The organism is Niveispirillum cyanobacteriorum (genome assembly GCF_002868735.1).
GTDB lineage: Bacteria > Pseudomonadota > Alphaproteobacteria > Azospirillales > Azospirillaceae > Niveispirillum > Niveispirillum cyanobacteriorum.
In genome coordinates this window covers 910,633-926,721 of the sequence record NZ_CP025612.1, presented here as the reverse complement: position 1 = coordinate 926,721, position 16,089 = coordinate 910,633, and the positions used below count along the sequence as shown (strand labels likewise).

General features: G+C 63.6%; 17 protein-coding genes and 1 pseudogene. 8 read left to right on the top strand and 10 right to left on the bottom strand.

All coding sequences use genetic code 11. From position 1 onward, the window contains the following. Positions 1-12 precede the first annotated feature (12 nt). Positions 13-564, bottom strand: a complete 552-nt coding sequence (locus tag C0V82_RS19815) for an aminotransferase class III-fold pyridoxal phosphate-dependent enzyme (RefSeq protein WP_245924253.1) — start codon at positions 562-564, stop codon at positions 13-15. 64 nt (positions 565-628) lie between these two features. Between C0V82_RS19815 and C0V82_RS19810 the strand changes: the two genes are divergently transcribed. The 6 genes and pseudogenes from C0V82_RS19810 to C0V82_RS19790 all read left to right on the top strand — a co-directional run bounded on the left by C0V82_RS19810 (position 629) and on the right by C0V82_RS19790 (position 4,390). Further along, positions 629-1,129, top strand: coding sequence for a hypothetical protein (locus C0V82_RS19810; protein WP_102114116.1), 501 nt, complete (start codon positions 629-631; stop codon positions 1,127-1,129). A gap of 22 nt (positions 1,130-1,151) precedes the next feature. After that, entirely contained in the window at positions 1,152-1,385 is a 234-nt protein-coding gene (locus tag C0V82_RS19805; protein ID WP_102114115.1) for a hypothetical protein, read from the top strand. 8 nt (positions 1,386-1,393) lie between these two features. Next, positions 1,394-1,708 carry an alpha/beta hydrolase gene (locus tag C0V82_RS27310; RefSeq protein WP_199772544.1) on the top strand — a complete coding sequence of 105 codons (315 nt, stop codon included), beginning with the start codon at positions 1,394-1,396 and terminating at the stop codon, positions 1,706-1,708. 9 nt (positions 1,709-1,717) lie between these two features. Continuing rightward, positions 1,718-2,173 carry an alpha/beta hydrolase gene (locus C0V82_RS27305; RefSeq protein ID WP_199772543.1) on the top strand — a complete coding sequence of 152 codons (456 nt, stop codon included), beginning with the start codon at positions 1,718-1,720 and terminating at the stop codon, positions 2,171-2,173. Then, a pseudogene (locus C0V82_RS27530) lies at positions 2,163-3,019 on the top strand (sensor histidine kinase). Before C0V82_RS27305 ends, C0V82_RS27530 begins: the two are co-directional and overlap by 11 nt. A 12-nt stretch (positions 3,020-3,031) precedes the next feature. Beyond that, positions 3,032-4,390 (top strand): sigma-54-dependent transcriptional regulator, encoded by a 1,359-nt coding sequence (locus C0V82_RS19790; RefSeq protein ID WP_102114113.1) that lies wholly within the window; start codon positions 3,032-3,034, stop codon positions 4,388-4,390. A gap of 126 nt (positions 4,391-4,516) precedes the next feature. Here C0V82_RS19790 and C0V82_RS19785 read toward each other — a convergent pair whose 3' ends face one another. After that, complete coding sequence (locus tag C0V82_RS19785) at positions 4,517-5,407, bottom strand: LysR family transcriptional regulator (protein WP_102114112.1); 891 nt, start codon at positions 5,405-5,407, stop codon at positions 4,517-4,519. Positions 5,408-5,513: 106 nt separating this feature from the next. Here C0V82_RS19785 and C0V82_RS19780 point away from each other — a divergent pair, with 106 nt between their 5' ends. Together C0V82_RS19780 and C0V82_RS19775 are read left to right on the top strand one after the other, a co-directional pair. Next, positions 5,514-6,860, top strand: a complete 1,347-nt coding sequence (locus C0V82_RS19780; RefSeq protein WP_102114111.1) for an MFS transporter — start codon at positions 5,514-5,516, stop codon at positions 6,858-6,860. Positions 6,861-6,868: 8 nt separating this feature from the next. Then, positions 6,869-8,821, top strand: a complete 1,953-nt coding sequence (locus C0V82_RS19775; RefSeq protein WP_102114110.1) for a glycoside hydrolase family 3 protein — start codon at positions 6,869-6,871, stop codon at positions 8,819-8,821. A 56-nt stretch (positions 8,822-8,877) separates the two neighbouring features. On the opposite strand, the gene C0V82_RS19770 is transcribed toward C0V82_RS19775, so the two are convergent. The 8 genes from C0V82_RS19770 to C0V82_RS27970 all read right to left on the bottom strand — a co-directional run bounded on the left by C0V82_RS19770 (position 8,878) and on the right by C0V82_RS27970 (position 16,084). After that, on the bottom strand, positions 8,878-9,720 hold the full coding sequence (locus tag C0V82_RS19770) for a fumarylacetoacetate hydrolase family protein (RefSeq protein ID WP_102114109.1): 843 nt from the start codon (positions 9,718-9,720) through the stop codon (positions 8,878-8,880). Positions 9,721-9,734: 14 nt separating this feature from the next. After that, on the bottom strand, positions 9,735-10,610 hold the full coding sequence (locus C0V82_RS19765) for a VOC family protein (protein ID WP_102114108.1): 876 nt from the start codon (positions 10,608-10,610) through the stop codon (positions 9,735-9,737). Positions 10,611-10,622: 12 nt separating this feature from the next. Then, entirely contained in the window at positions 10,623-11,066 is a 444-nt protein-coding gene (locus C0V82_RS19760) for a GlcG/HbpS family heme-binding protein (RefSeq protein WP_102114107.1), read from the bottom strand. After that, complete coding sequence (mhpA, locus tag C0V82_RS19755) at positions 11,054-12,616, bottom strand: bifunctional 3-(3-hydroxy-phenyl)propionate/3-hydroxycinnamic acid hydroxylase MhpA (protein ID WP_199772542.1); 1,563 nt, start codon at positions 12,614-12,616, stop codon at positions 11,054-11,056. The genes C0V82_RS19760 and mhpA overlap by 13 nt, the downstream gene beginning before the upstream one ends. Before the next feature lie 72 nt (positions 12,617-12,688). Beyond that, positions 12,689-15,034: a TonB-dependent receptor gene (locus tag C0V82_RS19750; protein ID WP_102114106.1), complete on the bottom strand. Its 2,346-nt coding sequence runs from the start codon at positions 15,032-15,034 to the stop codon at positions 12,689-12,691. A 259-nt stretch (positions 15,035-15,293) separates the two neighbouring features. Beyond that, a complete protein-coding gene (locus C0V82_RS27980; RefSeq protein WP_425438256.1) occupies positions 15,294-15,632 on the bottom strand; it encodes an isocitrate/isopropylmalate family dehydrogenase in 339 nt (112 codons plus the stop codon). A gap of 18 nt (positions 15,633-15,650) precedes the next feature. Continuing rightward, positions 15,651-15,773, bottom strand: coding sequence for a hypothetical protein (locus C0V82_RS27975; protein ID WP_425438255.1), 123 nt, complete (start codon positions 15,771-15,773; stop codon positions 15,651-15,653). Between the two features lie 14 nt (positions 15,774-15,787). Next, entirely contained in the window at positions 15,788-16,084 is a 297-nt protein-coding gene (locus C0V82_RS27970) for an isocitrate/isopropylmalate family dehydrogenase (RefSeq protein ID WP_425438254.1), read from the bottom strand. Positions 16,085-16,089 lie beyond the last annotated feature (5 nt).

The following is a 16,089-nucleotide window of genomic DNA, read 5'->3' as shown; positions in this document are numbered from 1 at the left end:
ATATAGTTGCCGTCAGGACGTATGCTGGATGCCGGTGCTTAATGTAGTGATGATAACGCCCAGGGGATGCTTGCTCCAATAAATGCCGTCGGAAAAGCCATGATACATGCCCTCGAACCGGATGATCTTGGAACGACCGGTGAAGGCGCGGGCCAGACGGATGCTGTAGAGCACGGCCTCGGTGGCTGTATTGCACAGGCGGACGCGTTCCAGGCTGGGCACGGCGGCGCGGATTTTTTCGGCCAAGATTGTTTCTGCGGCGGCGGGCAGGGCGAAGACGGTGCCGCAGCGTTCGATCTGATCGACCACTGCGTGGGTTACCGCCGGTGGGCGGTGGCCCAGCAGCATGGGGCCAAGACCCAGCAGATAATCGATATACTCATTGCCATCGACGTCTGTGACACGCGATCCGGTACCATGACTGATAAGCAGCGGATGCGGGTCCCATCCGGCCCAGATGGTGCGCGCCGTGCTGTTGACGCCGCCGGGAATGATGCTGCGCGCCTTGTCGAACAGGGCGGCGCTGCGGCGATAACGGTCGGGCTGCCAGTAGCGTTCGGTCATGCTGCGTACCTGCGTGCAGGGAAGGGGAGGGGGCGGCGGTCGGTGACCGGGGCCATGGCAACATTTGCATCGGCCATACCGCTTCATCGCCAATATTCCTGTCGATCCTGGCTTCCCGGCGTTCGCGCGGATGTGCCGGGAGCACGGACAGCCCTTCACCATCCTGTCCGACGGGTTGGACCGGGTGACGTACGGCGTGATGCGCCGGCTTGGCCTGTCCGTGCCGATACGGTCAAACCGGCTGGAATCCCTGGACGATGGGCGCTGGCGCCTGGGCTTTCCCCATGCCGATGCCGGCTGCATGACCATGGCTGGCAATTGCAAATGCGCCGGCATGGAGGCGATGCGGGGGGATTATGGCCGCCCTCCCGCCCTGATCTGCTATGGAAGGTCCGATTTCTGTGGAGCGGGTGCCGCAACCCATGTCTTCGCCAAGGGACGGCTGGCCACGCATTGCCGCGATCATGGCATTGCGCATCAGCCCTTCGCGGGCTTTCAAGACCTTACACCTGTCTTCGCCGACTGGCTGAACCGGCATTTCAGGCCGGCAGTGGCGGCGGAATGACAGGTCGGGGATATCACCGCGCGTGCGCTGCCTCGTCCTGGATCTGGACGGATCGCTAACCGGACAGACGGGCTTGCGGCAACGGATTGATGACGAGTCCGCAATCCTGGTTCCGGCCCGCGGTCTGGGAGCAAGGCTGCGCATCCTGGCGTCGCGCCGGGGACTGACCACCCTGCGGCGGCGGATTGCGGAAGCCTTTCCCTTGTCCGATGGCCCGGCGCCGCTAATCTTTCACGGTTCCGGCGACTGCCACTGATCCACGGATTGGGCGGCACACCGGTGGAGATGAAGCCGCTGGCCCGCAAGGCGCGCGACGCCGGTGCAACTGTGCCGTGCTGTCAGTTGGCAGGCCACTGCGGCACGGCGACCGAACTTGCCGGCACACCCAGGCAGGATTGGTTCGCCAGCGTGGAAGCGGGTCTTCTGCGGTTGGAGCAGAGCTTTGACACCATCGTCGTCGGGCTTTCCATGGGGGCTCTGCTGGCCGCGCGTCTGGCGGCGGGGCGGCCCGCCCGTGTGCATGGGCTGATCATGCTGGCCCCGACCCTGCGCTATGATGGCTGGTCCATCCCCTGGTAAGGGTTCCTGGTGCGTATCCTGGTCCCTACGCCGCTGGGAAAGCGTCTGGCCTTTGTGGAACGCGAACCCTATGGCAGCAAGGATGCGCGTATCCGGGCCGCCATCGTCCGCGCCATGCATGCGGGCGATAGTGCCACTGCCGGCCTGCTGTCCACCCCAGCCCATGCCATCCGGGAGATGTGGTGCTTTAAGGCGGACCTGAAGCCACGCTGGCCATCGGTACGACAGCCGACCCTGCTGGTGCAGTCGCGTGAAGATGACATTGCCAGCCTGTCCAATGCCTTTTACTTGCTACGCCGGCTGGGCGGTCGGGTGGACATGCTGGTGCTGGATGACAGTTACCATCTGGTGACCGTGGACCGGCAGCGGGACCTGATGGCCACCCGCGTCACGGATTTCCTGACTACCCTGGTGCGCGAACGGCCAGCAATCCTGGTGCCCGCAAGGGTGGCCAATGGTGACTGACCTCGATGCCCGCATCCTGATGGATATTGGCCAGCTGCCGGCGGCGGACTGGGATGCCGGCCGGCCGGGAGAGGCAGAGGGCTGGGCCTACTACCGTGCCTGTGGCGGTCCCGTGGCGGTGGTCATGGATTATGACGGCCTGGTCTTGGGCGCCCCCTTGTTCGAGATGGAGTACCGGCTGGACACACCGTTCCAGGGAAGGGCCGGCGACATTGCGCGGCGGCTGGCGGGCCTGATGGTCTGGCGTCTGCTGGGAATAGGGTCGGCCCTTGCGGAGCGCTGCCATGTCGCTGCCCGGCCCGGTCTGACACCGGCACAGCGGAAGCTGGCGCTGGACGCGCTGCTTGCGTTGCTGGATTACGCGCGTCCCCGTACGCTGGACCGCCAGCCCGTGGATGTCGGCGCGAAGCTGGCGGGTGTGCTGGCCTTTGCCGCCCCTGATCTGGAGCGGCGCGGCATTCGCGTCACCATTCAGGCGCCATCCGGTTCCTTCATCATCCAGGCCGATGGGGGCCGGCTGCATCAAGTGTTTCTCAATATCATCCTCAACGCCATGGATGCCATGCCGGGCGGCGGTCTGCTGACCTGCCGGGTGGAGCAGTCGGGAGAGCGAGTAGTTTTTTCCATCGCCGATACCGGTCCGGCATCGATCCATCGGTGCGCGGCCGCCTGTTCGAACCGTTCGTGACAACCAAGCCGCGGGGCACAGGTCCGGGTTTGGCCCGCGCACGCCACATCCTGGACCAGCATGGCGGAACAGTATCGTGTGAAAGCCTGGAGGGCGCGGGCAGTCTGTTCGTCATGTGCCTGCCCTTTGCCCCTGCCAGCCCTGGAGAGATCTCGTGATCCTGACCGTTGATGATGAGGTGTGAGGTGCGGTTGGGCGAAGTGACAGTGGCGGCGCTGCAAGCCCGCGGTCTGGATGCCCATGCCGTGGATAATGTTGCGGCGGCGTTGAGCTTTTTGAACATGAACCCTGTGCGGCTGGTACTGACCGACCTGCGCATGCCGGGACTGGGCGGGCGCGACCTGCTGGCGAGCCTGCAGGCGGCACGGCCGGAGATGCCGGTGGTGATCATGACGGCCTATGCGTCCGTGCGAGATGCCGTCGCCCTGATCCGGGAAGGTGACTTTGATTATATCGCCAAGCCGTCCGAGATTGAGGATGTGGTCGCCACCATCGGTCGGGCGTTGAAGCTGCGCGAGACGGAGGAGGATAACCGTCGCCTGCGTCAGGAACTGCGCGAAAAGTTCGATTTTGGCCGGCTGCTTGGGACTAGTGAGCCCTTCCAGAGGGTGCTGAAACACATTACCGATGTCTGTGATAGCCCCGCGACGGTGCTGTTCCACGGCGAAGGCGGGACCGGCAAGCAGATGATCGACCGTGCCATCCACGACAATAGCCGCCGCCGCGATGAGCCCTTTATTGACGTCAATTGCGCCACGATTCCCGAGAATCTCATGGAAAGTGAGCTGTTCGGCCATGTGAGGGGCACCTTTACCGGGGCCATCGCCACACGCGAGGGGCGGTTCGCGCTGGCCCATGGGGGCACCCTGTTCCTGGATGAGATCGGGGACATGCCGCTTGCTCTGCAAGCCAAGGTACTGCGTGCCATCCAGGAACAGAGCTTTGAACTGGTGGGCGGTACGCGGACAGTGACCGTGGATGTGCGCTTCATCGCGGCCACCCACCGCGACCTGCGCCAGGAAGCGGCGAAGGGCAATTTCCGCGAGGATCTTTATTACCGGCTCAACGTCTTCCCCATCACGGTGCCGGCCCTGCGTGAGCGCGAGGCGGATATCGAGGCGCTGTCGGCCCATTTCCTTGCCCGTTATGCAGCCTCCATAGGGAAGCGTCTGACAGGATTTTCCCGGGCGGCGCTGACGGCCATGTCAGCCTATCCCTGGCCCGGCAATATCCGTGAATTGCAGAACTGTATCGAACGTGCCGTCATCGTGGCGCAAGCAACGACGGTGGATTTCGGCGATCTGCCGCCATACCTGTTCGAGGGGCGCCCCAAGCTGGCCCCCGAACAGGGCTTCGTCGGCAATCTTGACGAGGAATTGGAGCGCATTGAACGGGACATCGTGACCCAGGCGCTACGTGACTGCGGTGGTATCCAGGCGCGGGCTGCTGAAGGCCTGGGGATTACCGAACGCAGCCTCTGGCACCGGGTCAAGAAGCTGGGCATCCGCATTACACGGGGTGCTGAGTAAATTGGCACAGGTTCGCCCGTTACCATCAGATTGGAACAGCTAAATTTTTGCATTGTTGGTCAGACGCTCTACCCCCATAGCCATCTGACCTCCAGGTCCGGCTTTCGGGACAATGCGTGGGCGGCGTCAAACAGCGGATTCCATGATCGTCCGCAACCGGTTCAGCAAAGGACTTGGCTTCATATTTTTTCTCAACTTGTAACCGATGCAGCGGAACCCGGCTCCTTCTAAGGTGACGACCTTGAAGTCACTCTTCTGCTCGGTTATCTGCACCTGCGACACCACGGTGACGCAGCCGGAAAACCGTACCAGGCTCTCCAGGACGGGCAGGGAATTAGCCAGGATACAGTTCTGTGGCCATGCGATACCCGCCGTCATGAACAGCGCTTCCACATGACGGCGATAGGTGCTGCCAGGACGGGGCAGCACCCATTTCGCATCGGCCAGTTCGGCCAGTGACACTTTGTCCCGGTCGAAGAATGCGCTGCCTGGTCCCACCGCGATGGCAAACGGGTCCCGCATCAGGACATGTTCAAGAATGTCCGGGGGACTGCCGAACATCTCCGCCACCGGCCCGATGATGATATCAATGGCGCCCGACCGCAGCATCGGCACCAGCGTATCATCAAGCCCGTCCACGATCTCGATATCCACCGGCCCGGCATCCGCCAGCAGCAGGCGCAGCGCCTTGGGCAGCAGCGTTGACAATACGCTGGGTGTTGCACCGATGCGCAAAGGCCCATCGATCCCATCAGCGCGGCGTTTCACCTCCGTTTCCGCATCGGTGAGCAGCGACAGAACGCCCTCTGCCCGACGCACCAGGATTTCACCATAGGGTGTCAGGGTCGATCCGCGCCGCGTGCGTTCCAGCACGCGGACGCCCAGCCTCTGCTCCAGCAGCGCGATGCTGTTTGACAGTGCCGGCTGCGAGATACCCTTCTCCTCTGCTGCGCGGGTGAAGGAGCCGTATTTCGCGATGGCCAGCAGATTGGCGATCTGACTTGCTTCGACAGCCATAACCCAAACCTATGACAATGCCCTTTATCATTATTTGACAGGGGGTACTGAACGGTGTCAACGCTGAACCGTGAAGCTGGCGAAGTCCGGCACCGGGAGGGAAAGAATGTCTGATCGTGCGATCAACGTGGCCCAGGAACTGGGCGATATGCGCCTTGGGTCCTTCCATGTCCGGTTCGCGCTGCTGATGGGCGCCATCCTGTTCATCGACGGGTACGACCTTTTCAATGCTGCCTATGTCGCGCCCTATGTGAAGGCGCAATGGGCGCTCAGCCCGTTTCAGATCGGTCTGATGCTGTCTATCGGGCTGGCCGGGCTGGCATCTGGGGCGCTATTGCAGGGGCCGTTGGCGGATCGTTGGGGCCGGCGCCGCGTGCTGCTGGCTGCTGTCGCGGGGCTGGGGCTGGCCAGTCTGGCACTCTGGCTGTGGGCGCCTAACTTTGTGATCTTCTGCGCCCTGCGCGCCGTTCTGGGCGTGTGCCTTGGCATGATCTCGCCCCTGGCCTTCGTCTACATCAATGAATGGGCGCCTGCACGTTGTGCCAACCGCTACGCCACACTGGCCTTTGTTCTGCCCTTCTCCCTGGGCGGGATTGCCGCCGGTCTGGCCGGCATTGCAATCGCGCCGACCTGGGGCTGGCACGGGCTTTACGCCATCGGGGCGCTGGCCCTGCCGATGGCTCTGATCGGATATCGGCTGCTGCCGGAATCCGTGCGGTTCCTGGTGGCGCGGGGGCGGCATGAGGATGTCGCCGCCATCCTGTCGCGTGCCCGGCCCGAACGGGCCGATGCCTATCGCCAGGCCACGACGTTCCTGTCCGGGGAAGCGGTCAATGGCAAGGCGCGGGTGGCGGATCTGCTGGGGTCCCGGTATCGTGGCGTGACGCTGACCATCTGGGTGGGGGGCGCCCTCAGCCTGTTTTGTATCCATGGTCTGACAGGCTGGCTGCCCAGCATCATTCTGGAACAAGGGGCGCCGGTACAGGCCGCCTTTGCCTACGGCTCACTGCTAATGGCGATGCAGATCGTGGGCGGCGGGTTGTCCGGTTGGCTGGCCGACCGGCATGGACAGATCAATGCCATGGCCGCCGGCTTCATCGGTGGGATGGTCACCCTGCTGCTGCTGATCCCTGCCATCGGCACCAACGCCGCCTGGATCGTGGTGGCGCTGGTCGGCGCCTGCGTCTTCGGTGCGCAGGCCGTGATGAACAATTTCATTGCCATGAGCTACGAAACCGGACTGCGCAGCACCGCCGTGGGCGTTGCGGTCGGCGTCAACCGCATCGGCGGTGTCATGGGCCCCCTGCTTATTGGTGTGGCGCAGCAGCAATCGGGGGCGCTGTGGATCACCTTGTCCATGCTGGCCCTTGCACAGCTTTGTGCTGCCCTGATCTTCCTTTCCCGCCGCCATACCCTGCAACCGGCGCTTACCGCTGCGCCCAGGGGCGTTTGAGGGTTTTCATGAAAAAGCATCTGAGCCTTTCTTTCGCCGCCATCCTAGCGATAGCCGCCGCCGCCCATGCCGGCACCCCGGCCCAACCCACGCTGGGTTACCGCACTACGCCGGTGATCCGGGTCGACGGCCTGTCGTTCAAGGACCTGAACCGCAATGGCCGCCTGGACCTTTACGAGGATTGGCGGCAGACGCCTGGCGCCCGTGCCGCCGATCTCACGGGTCGCATGGATCCGGCGGAGAAGGCGGGATTGCTGATGCATGGCAATCCGCCGGGCCTGGATGGGGGCTTGCGCAATCCTTGGGACATGGCGGCTATCGCGCCCCAGATCCGGGATCGGCACATCCGCTTCTACATCAATCGGGTGTCCGTTGCGCCGCGTGCCATGGCCAGCATGGCCAATGCCGCCCAGAAACTGGCGGAGGAAAGCCCGCTGGGCATCCCGCTGGTCATCAGTTCCGATCCGCGCAACCATTTCCAGGCTACGTTCGGGCTGACGGTCAGTGCCGGCAGATCCACACAATGGCCGGAACCGCCGGGCATGGCCGCCACGGGCGATCCCGATCTGGTTCGCGAATTCGGCCGCATTGCGGCGCGGGAATACCGCGCCATGGGCATCAGTATGGCCCTGTCGCCCATGGCCGACCTGGCCAGCGAGCCGCGCTGGCCGCGCACCAACGGCACTTTCGGTGATGATCCGGTGAAGGTTGAACGTTTTGTTCAGGCGTATGTGGAGGGGTTTCAGGGGGCGGCGGATGGGCTGGCACCGGGTGGTGTCGCCACGGTCGTGAAACATTGGGCCGGCTATGGCGCGCAGCCCGACGGTTATGACGCGCACAATCCCTATGGCCGCGACATAGTCTTTCCCGGCGGCTGGTTCGACCGGCATGTGGCCCCGTTCAAGGGGGCCTTCCGTGCCCGTACGACCGGCGTTATGCCCACCTATGGCAAGCTGCCCGTCGATGTCACCATCAATGGCCGCCCCGCCGAACCCGTGGCCGCCGGGTTCAGCCGGCAGATGCTGACCGAGCTGCTGCGCGATACCTACCGTTTCGTTGGGTTCGTGCTGACTGACTGGAAGATCACCGACGATTGCCTGACGCCCTGTCTGCAAGGCACCTTGAAGCATGACGAGGTTGGCATGCCCTGGGGCGTAGAAGACCTGAGCAAGCCTGAACGCTTCGCCAAGGCGCTGGATGCCGGGGTGGATCAATTCGGCGGCGTCATGGACCCGGACATTCTCGTCCGGCTGGTCGAAAGCGGGCGGATCACGCCCGGCCGGCTCGACGTTTCGGTGCGCCGCATGCTGGTGGTGATGTTCCAGCTTGGCCTGTTCGAAAACCCCTATGTCGATGCCGATGCAGCGGAAACGATCGTCGGTAATCCCGCCGACCGGGAAAAGGCCATGGAGGCACAGCGCCGGTCGCTTGTCCTGCTGGAGGCGGCACCCGGTACATTGCCCCTGGACCCCAAGGCGAAGCCGCGTGTCTGGCTGTGGAAGATGGATGCGGCCAGCGTTGCCGCGCGCGGCTTCACGGTGGTGAACACCCCCGAGCAGGCCGATATCGCCTTGCTGCGCGTTGCGACACCCTTTAGCACACGGCCGGCCTATTTCTTCGGCTCCCGTCACCACGAGGGCTCGCTGGCCTTCGCCACGGACAATCCGGACCGTCTAGCCGTGGAACGCGCGGCGGCGGCGGGCCTGCCCGTGATTGTCAGCACTTATCTGGACCGCCCCGCCATCCTTGGTCCCATCAAGGACAAGGCCAGTGTTCTGATCGGCGATTTCGGCGCCTCTGACGCCGCACTGCTGGACCTGCTGACCGGGAAGGCCCGGTTCCAGGGGCGGTTGCCGTTTGAATTGCCCTCGTCCATGCAGGCGGTGGAAAAACAGTTGCCGGACGTGTCTGCGGACAGTGAGAAGCCGCTATACCCTTCCGGCTTTGGCAGAGATGGTTGATCATTACGAAAACGGATCAGGAAAAAGGGGGGCGGAATTTCCGCCCCCCTTCTATATTACGCTTCGTCAACAATCTCATTCCGCAGTAACCCGACGCCTGAGATATCCACCTCCACCACGTCGCCCGGCTTCATCCAGAGCGGGGGTTCGCGCTTGGCACCCACCCCACCTGGCGTGCCGGTCAGGATCACGTCGCCCGGCGACAGGGGGGAAAAGCTGGACAGATAGGCCACGATCACCGGCAGCGGGAAGATCAGGTCGGCCAGTGGCGCCTGCTGCACCACCTGTCCGTTCAGGCGCGTGGTCACGGTTATGGCGGGCAGGTCCGTGATCTCGTCCGCCGTAACCAGCCAGGGGCCCAGCGCACCGGTAGACGGGAAGTTCTTCCCCGGCGTGAATTGCTGCGTATGCCACTGCCAATCGCGCACAGAGGCGTCGTTGGCGCAGGTGAAGCCGGCAATATGGGCCATCGCCTCATCTTCGGGGATATAACGCCCGCCCTTGCCGATGACGATGGCCAGTTCGCCCTCGAAATCCAGGTTGGTGGATACCCGTGGCCGCACGATAGGGGCGCCATGGGCAATTAGGGTGTCGGCGAAGCGAGTGAAGATGGAGGGATGCGCCACCTTGGCCCGACCCGTCTCCTGCCGATGCTTTTCATAATTATGGCCCACGCAGAAAATCTTGCCCGGATTGTGCAGGACCGGCAGCAGGGTCACGGATGCGTAAGGCAGGGTGGGGGCAGGGCGCGCGGCCAGGGTGGACAGCAGGCCCTTGGCCAGGGCCGTCTTTAGATCGGGTGCCTCGGCACCGGCGACGGCCCCCAGATCCAGCACTTGCTGGTCATCGACCAGACCGTAACTGTCGATGGCGCCATGGCGGAAGCTGATCAGTTTCATGGATTTACGGGTCCTTAGACAGCCAAGGGGCGATAACGGAAATTGCGTTCGGCAGCGGCCAGGGCGGCCACGTCCTTGTCGGAGATGCCCCATTGATCGATACGGTTCTTCGGCCAGGTCCAATCATCGGGTGCGCCGACGCGGTAATCGTCAGGCACGATCTCCACGGCAGTGGAAAACTCGACCACGGCACCGAACGGCGCCACGAAGTAGGCAAAGGCATTGTCGCCTGGCCCATGCCGGCCCGGTCCCCAGGCGGGAACCATGCCGCTGTCGCGCAGTCGCCCGATGCCGCGCATCACGGCGTCCAGATCATTCATCTCGAACGCGATATGGTTCAGGGAACTGTGGCCCGCCCGCGCAAAGGCCACCGAATGGTGGGAATTGTTGCAGCGGACGAAGACCATGCCCTTGGTTCGATCCGACACGCGGAAGCCCAACACCTTTTCAGTGGCGCTGGCTGTTGCCTCGGCATCGGTGGCGTTCATGACCACATGGGTCAGCTTTATGGGCAGGTCACGGCCTTCGATGGGCGCCACTTCGCTTGCACCATGCAGGAAACGGAAAACCTCCCCTTCCGGCAACTGCACCAAGATGCCGGCCCCGCCACCGGGATCGGACGAGACCGTGTCCTGCACGGGCCAGCCGACCGCACGGGCCCGCTCTGCGATGCCGGCAACCACAGCTTCATCGGCCACAAAGCTGGTGCAACGGATGGATGGGCCATCCGCGTCCGTCAGGGCAACCAGATAGGGGAAGGGACCCGAACCGCGCAGATAGCGCGTGCCGTCCGATCCGGTTTCAGAATGCGCTAAACCCCAGATACCGGTCAGGAAGTCCGCAGCCTCCGCGGCCCCCGGCAAATTCAGTTCAATGCTGCGCAGGCGCATAGTCCGCCTCCTTCAGGTGGTGGGAAGGCCGGGATCGGCGGTCAGGCCCGTGGCGACGATGCCAGTCAGGGCACAGGCCTCATCCGCGTCGCCGGTATCGCCGCTGATCCCGACGGCACCGATCACGGTGCCTGCCGCATCGCGGATAAGGACACCGCCCGGCGACGGCGCCATGGCCCCGCCGCTGATTGCGAAAAGGGCGTTATAGAAGGTGGGAGAGGCATTGGCGCGGCGGGCCAGTTCCCGACTGCCATAGCCCATGCCCAGGGCGCCCGTGGCCTTGGCGATGGCGATCTGCGGCCGCATCAGGCTGGCCCCATCCTCCCGCTTCAGTGCCACCAGATGCGCGCCGGCATCCAGCACGGCGACGCAGAGCGGGGCATAGTCGCGGCGGCGGGCCTCGGCCAATGCCTCATCCACGATAGTGGCCGCAGCGGCCAGGGTCAGGCTGGACATGTAGTTCCCTCCTTCATCATGTGCAGGGTTACGGCCAGTTGGGCCGCAAGGTCGGACAGATCTGCGTCATCCGCGGCAAGGCCGAATACATAGGCGTCGGGGCGCAGCAGGACGGAGGCGGCAGGACCGAGCCCATGCCGGTCGAACCACGTGGCCAGCATGCCGCTTTCATCCAGACAATCCCGCCCGATGTGGCAGACGTTCACGCCAAGACTGTCGAAGCAGGGGGGCAGGGCGATGTCAGCGGCCTCAGGCCCGCGCAACAGCACGAAGCCACCGCCCGTTACATCATCCAGCAGCCTTGTGGTTCCTGCGGCATCGGTGACGCGTGGCTGTATGAAACGGGGACCGCCTCCATTACCGACCACACCCTGCCGATAAGCCGGGATCAGATCGGCGGCGGTGGCCCCCGGTGTGGCCGCACGCCGGCGCATCTCTGCATCACGGGCCGCCGCCTTTGCCGGGTCCAGTTCGCAGATATAGCGACCGGCGGCCACAGCAGCGCCGATCACTGCCCGCACATGCGGGTCACGTTCCGACTGATAACTGGTCAGTAAGGCGGCATCCGCCCGGCCCGACAGGACAAGTTCCAGTTTCCAGGCCAGATTGACGACATCGCGCAACCCATGGCACATGCCCTGGCCGAAGAAGGGAGGGGTCTGGTGCGCGGCATCACCGGCCAGGAACACCCGGCCCCGTTGCCATTCCAGCGCCACCAGCCCGTGAAACCGGTAAGTCGCGGCGCGGACCAGCCGATGCGGAATGCCCGCCACCCAAGGAGCGAGCAACTCCGCCACCTTGTCCGGCCGCATCATCTCCCGGTCATCCTCGCCGGGTAGTAGCATGAATTCCCAGCGGCGATGGTTGCCGCGCCCCGGCACGATGGTGGCTGGACGGCGCGGATCGCACAGCATTACTGACAGTTTCTGCAGGTTCGCCGCCGGCGGCAGGCCCGTGAATGCGGGAAACTGTACCGGACCATCCAGCTCGGCATCCACGACCAGCCAAGGTTCTTCGAACCGCAGATCGTCCAGGCGGATATCCAGCGCTTTGCGCACCATGCTGCGCGCGCCGTCGCAAGCAATGACATAGCGGGCGCTGGCCAGACCACCGTCGGCAAGATGCAGGGTGACATGCCCGTCAGTCTGGTCCAGTCCCACCAACTCCGCACCCAGGCGCAGATCAACCGCCGGGTAGGCGGTCAGGCCGCCGCGTAACATGGCTTCAAGTTCCGGTTGATAGAAGAAGTAATCGTTGGCCCAGCCGAAGGGCCGGGCCTGTCCGGCGGAACCGAGATAGCGGATCACCCCGCCATCGGCGCCAATATGCAGGTGTCCATCGGTTTCGCGCATCAGGGGCAGCAGCCGGTCGATCAGGCCGATGCCCTGAAAGATGCGCATCATCTCGTGGTCGATATGGACGGCGCGTGGCAGGGGGTGCGGGTCGGGCTCGCGCTCCACCACCAGGACCGACAGCCCGGTCTTTCCCAACAGGTGGGCGGCCGTGGCCCCGACGGGACCGCAGCCGACGATGGCGACGTCATGGATCATGGCGGCCTAAGGGGTTTTCGTAAAGAAAGGGACCGGCGGCGATCCCTGTCGGGCGCCGCCGGCCGGTTGGGATCAGAACTTCACGCGCAGGGTGCCACCCATGTACCGGGCCGCTTCCTTGGACGTGAAATACAGGATATTGCCGGGGTTGGCGGCGTTGGTCAGGATGTTGTCGCGCTGCATGCCCGTCGCGAAATGCTTATCGGTCAGGTTGCGGACATAAAGTGTCAACTGGTAGCGGTCATCTTGCGACAGCACGCCGACCGACAGGTCAATGGTGCTGTAACCGCCCTGGGTCAGACCGGCATCCTGCTCCAGGGAGAAGGTGGTACCGCTCTGTGTGTTGAACCCGACCTGGGCGAAACCGTTCCAGTCGGTGGCGATTTCATCCTCGTACCGGACATTGATATTGCCACGCCAGCGTGGTGCGTTAGGCAGGTCACCGCCACGGACATTCTGGACGGTGCCATTGCCCAGACGGAAGCAGCTATTGACCGGTTCCGCTGCCCCCGTCGCCAGAGTAACCGCCGATGCCTGAGCCGGTAGAGCACAGGCGATGCGGTCGGCATCGAACTTGGCATCCAGCAAGGTGACGCCGCCATTGATGCTGAGCGCGGAGGTGGCGCGGGCCTGGAACTCGATCTCTGCCCCCTTCGATACCGAGGAGCCGGCATTGGTCGGAACCGACACGTTCGGCGCGATGGTCGATTGGACCTGCAGGTCCTGATATTTGGCATAGAACAGAGCACTGTTCAGGATCAGGCGGCCATTCAGGGCCTGCTGCTTCCAGCCCAGTTCGTACGAATTCACCGTTTCCGGTCGCACGGGCGACTGGCTCGCGAAATTCGCCGTCAGTTCGACGTCGTAGCCCTGGCCCTTATAGCCACGCGACCAGGTGAAATAGGTCTGGGCATCGCGGTCGATCTCATATTTCAGGCCGGCCTTGCCCGACAGGTCGGTATCGGAAACGCTGCCCGACCCGGTGGAGGCGGCAAACAGCAATCGGTCACCGGTATAGGGTGCGGAACCGAAACGGGTGCCGCTGTAGGACACCTTTTCCCGTTGCAGACGGAAGCCGGCAAAGGCCGACAGGGCATCGGTCAGTTCATATTCAACCTGACCGAAGGCGGCGTAATTGTCTGTCTTGGTATTCGCCTCGTGATTGGAAGAGGAGAAGAAGGACGTGGCGCACGGCTGGCCGAAGGCGGTGCCTGGTGTCACGCAACCACCCACGCGGCGGGTAAACGCGCGGTCCAGGTCCAGGTTGAAGTAGAACAGGCCGAACGTGTAGGTCAGCGGCTGGTTCGCGGCCGACGCCAAACGCAGTTCCTGTGTGAACTGGCTGATATCGGCGGTACCGCCATTGACGCCGAAATAGCCATTGCCGAACGGCAGATAGAGTGGCGTCGCCGAATTGAATCCGTCCACATCGACATTATTCTCGATCTTCCAGTTGCGGACGGCGGTGACGGAGGTCAGGACATGGTCGCCCAGGTCCAGACTGGCTTCCACCGATCCGCCAGCCTGATCGGAATTGGCGAAGGTCCGGGTATCGCCGCTATTGACGGTGCGGTTTTCGGATGAGGCAACGACCGGGCCCCGGATGGCGGCCAGAACGCTGTTGGTCGTCAGGTAGGGGATCGGCTGACAGCAATCGCTTTCGCTGTCGCGGATGTCGGCGGTGAACAAGAAGTTCAGGTTTTCCGTAGCCTGCCATTCGACCTTGCCGCGCAAGCCGACATCGCGACCGCCATAGACATGCTCACCACGGCCATAATCGTAAACATAACCGCGATTGTCTGTATAATAGCCGGTCAGGCGTGCGCCCACCGTCTCGCTGATCGGGCCGGAGACGGATGCCCGGGCACGGTATTCGCCCTGCTCGGCGATGCCGATTTCAGCGACACCTTCAAAGTCGCGCGACGGGCGCTTGGTCACAATGTTGATCACGCCGGCGGTGGCGTTCTTGCCGAACAGCGTGCCCTGCGGGCCGCGCAGCACTTCCACCCGCTCCACGTCGATCAGGTCCTGGAAACCCTGGCCCTGACGCGACATGACGACACCATCCACCACGAAGGACACAGCGGATTCCAGACCAGCATTGAACAGGGCCGTGCCCACGCCGCGAATGCGAACATTATTGTTCAGGTCGCTGGTCGACTGCGTATAGGTCAGCGAGGGCACCAGGGCGGCAACGCCGGCCGTGCTGCTGACCTGGGAATTGGCCAGAGCGTCGGCGGAAAGCGCGCTGACGGCCAGCGGCACGTCCTGCAGGCGCTCCGCCCGCTTCTGCGCTGTCACTACGATCTCTTCAAGCACCAGGCTGTCATCGGCCTCCTGCGCCTGCGCCGGCATCATCGCGGCGGCCAGCATGGTGGTGGCCATCAGGCCGTTGCGCCAGTTCGGCTGGAAAGTCATTGTCTTCCTCCCTTCGCATCAACTTGACCGGGTGGCATTGGGCCGGACCGGCAATGGTTTTGGGAAGGAAGTGCCCGTCGGCAGCATCATTGTCCAATGATGATAAATGCGCAGGTACACAATTTAACTTATGACTGGAGGTAGGGGGGTGGTCAGCGCAGGGCATCGGCAATGGCCTTGCCGCAGGTCACGGTATCTGCTGGCCCGCCAAGATCACGGGTGCGCAGATGTTTTTGGGCTAGAACCGTCTCAATGGCAGTCACGATGGCGGCTCCCGCCGCACATTCCCCAAATGGTCCAGCACCAGGGCGGCAGACCATATCTGACCCACCGGGTTGGCGATCCATTGACCGGCGATGTCGGGGGCGGAACCATGGAAAGGCCCAAACAATGACGGGAAGTGGCCATCGGGATTGATGTTGCCGGCCGGCGCGATACCGATGGTGCCGGTGCAGGCCGGCCCCAGGTCGGACAGGATGTCGCCGAACAGGTTGGAGGCCACGACCACGTCGAACCAATCCGGATGTTGCACGAAATGAGCGGCCAGGATGTCGGTATGGCACTTGTCCCAGCGCACATCGGGATGATGCGCGGCCATCGCGTCCACCCGTTCATCCTAGTAGGGCATGGTTATGGCGATGCCGTTGGATTTGGTCGCCGAGGTCAGGTGCTTTCTGTCTCGTCGCTGGGCCAGATCAAAAGCGTATTTCGGGATACGGTCGGTGCCAATCCGGGTCATCACGGTTTCCTGCATCACGACTTCGCGGTCGGTACCGGGGAAGGTGCGCCCGCCGATGGAGGAATATTTCTCTCCGTATTCTCGCGCACGACATAGAATTCGATGGCGCCTGGCTTGGGGCCTGCCAGCGGGCTTGCCATGCCGGGCATCAGGCGGAAGGGGCGCAGATTCACATACTGGTCGAATTTGTGGCGGAACTGGATCAGCGAGCCCCAAAGCGAGACATGGTCCGGCACAGTTGCGGGCCAGCCCACGGCACCGAAAAAGGTCGCGTCATGCCCGCCGATCAGGGGCGTTCCTTGCTCATTCAATCAAT